This window comes from Zoogloea sp. 1C4 (assembly GCF_009469605.1).
Taxonomy (GTDB): domain Bacteria; phylum Pseudomonadota; class Gammaproteobacteria; order Burkholderiales; family Rhodocyclaceae; genus Zoogloea; species Zoogloea oryzae.
Genome location: NZ_SSXU01000074.1, coordinates 1 through 2,087, shown reverse-complemented (window position 1 = coordinate 2,087; position 2,087 = coordinate 1). Strand labels below are relative to the sequence as shown.

The 2,087-nt window shown below is 32.6% G+C and carries 2 protein-coding genes; both read right to left on the bottom strand.

All coding sequences use genetic code 11. From position 1 onward, the window contains the following. Positions 1-795 precede the first annotated feature (795 nt). Positions 796-1,347, bottom strand: coding sequence for a hypothetical protein (locus GH681_RS22795; RefSeq protein WP_153163789.1), 552 nt, complete (start codon positions 1,345-1,347; stop codon positions 796-798). Between the two features lie 366 nt (positions 1,348-1,713). Beyond that, positions 1,714-2,087, bottom strand: a 374-nt coding sequence (locus GH681_RS23435; RefSeq protein WP_194271321.1) for a hypothetical protein, incomplete at its 5' end; no start/stop codon positions are given.

Genomic DNA, 2,087 nt, shown 5'->3' with positions numbered 1-2,087 from the left:
CAAAGTTAGTAATAGGTCTTTCACTAGTATTTTGTGGTGGGTCTTCATCTATAGTACCACCATCTGCATACTTCTTCCAATCCCAGTATTTCAGCTAGGGATTGCTTTCCCTAGCCTACTTATACTGTTGCATTCTCTATCTAAATGCTTCACGTTCCATAATTATTTACTTTTCTTAGAACCCTTTTTAGAGCTCTTCTTTCCACCTTTACAAGCCATAATTAATTCTCCTTATTACTTTTAATCTTAATGTACTTCAACCAAGCGAAATGTTTTCTTTGCTTACAGTATTCAAGATTGGTATCATTATTATGCGCTTCTTCTTCAAAAGATACATCATGATACCGATCTCCTTGTTTATCTGATAATCTAGCTATAGATATTATTAAATATTCAATACCATACCAAATATAGAAAGGCAACCACAACATTTCTTGCATCTATTTGAGATGAATCTTTTCGTGATTATATTCAATATCTGTTATTTTAGATTTATCTCTAGTAAATATCAAACCAAATATATTGATATATTTATAACCCTTAAATGGTATAAATTTGTTCTGTATTACTTTCATATCACTTCTCTCCTGTTACTTTATTGCGAATAGCAGTTTTTGCCTTTAGTTTCTCTCTATCCATAGCAGCTTTATCAGACATACGTTGCAACTCAGTTTCATGCTTCATTCTATCTTTTTCAAGCTGTATCTTCTTATTTTCAGCTTCTCTCTTCTGCTCTATTTCTCTACGCTTATTGTTGAGTTCTAATTGTTTAGTAGCAATATCAGAATTTATCTTCTACTGTTCTAGAGCCTGTTTTCCTATTTCAATTGGATCAGGAATTCCATTCATATCTTGATCCATATTCTCAGCACCACGATAAGCATTAAGTTGTGCTACAGTAATTTTAGTAGCATTGTCTTGATCTACTTTATATTTTTCAAGATCCATTTCTGCTTCCTTAAGCATAAGCTCTTCTTCTTTAAGCTGATTCTGTTGTTCTGCCATTTGTTGTTGTGCTTGTTGTTCAGCTTGCTGCTGTTGCTGCATCTGTTCCATTCTTTTCTGTTCAATTTCCTCAAGCCTATTCTTAATCATACTCATGTTATCTAAAGTAATGATTTCAGCAATATCTAACAGACTGGCACCATTCTGCATAGCAGGTTGTAGCAATTGCTTTAATTGATCTATATACTGTTGATTCTTAGTACTATCATCTACAAATATATCCATATCTTCGTAGAAGAAATTATCAGATAATTGTACAAATGCTCTAGTAGCATCATCTAATATATAATTCAAGTATTTCTTACTATCTTTCCAAGCAGCTTTAGAAGTGTTCAACAGCATAGTTAATACTCTTCTTTTTACCTAATTGTGATTCCAGAACCAAGGTTCAGTAATATGATAAGACATACTAACAGCAGTATTAGTATTACCCACTAATTCACTAGCAGCAATCTACCCTTGTCTTTGTGGAGTAATACCAGTAAGCTTAGCTACCATGTCTTCAATCTTTTGCATCAATTGAATATACTCAGCTATTACATTACTCATAGTTAAGTCCCAAGAAGATAACTAGTTGAATTGAGATGGTTTACCTCCTTCACGTCCTGGTATATCCCACCCTTCATCATATGGATTAATAAAAGCTACACCTAGTGCACTTAAGTAATGCATCCACTTGTTAACATCAATATTCATAGATTTAGGTATCTAAGTAATATCCATTACTGCTACTTTACCTTTATCTCTAGATAATGCTAATTCAAGTCTATACCATACTACAATATACATATACTGTAATGGTTTCATCATACTTACTAATGATCTAGGCTTACTATTAGTATTGTTATACACTACACCAGTGTAAGGCAATTTCTGTGAATTAGGATTATCAGCAGATATATGTTGATATTCAATAGGCTGAATTCCTATGTACATATCATCACCGATTCTATATCCTTCCCATACTTCAATAATCCAATCCCATTCTACAGATTGTTCCGTATCTGTTACTTTATAATCTTCATCTACTTGAAATTCTTCAACTTCTCCAGTTTCTGGATTTAGTAAAGTAACAAATCCTA

What these genes read in the sequence shown, in the direction of transcription:
- GH681_RS22795 (WP_153163789.1), bottom strand. Translation starts at nt 1,347, where the DNA reads ATGCTGTTGAACACTTCTAAAGCTGCTTGGAAAGATAGTAAGAAATAC.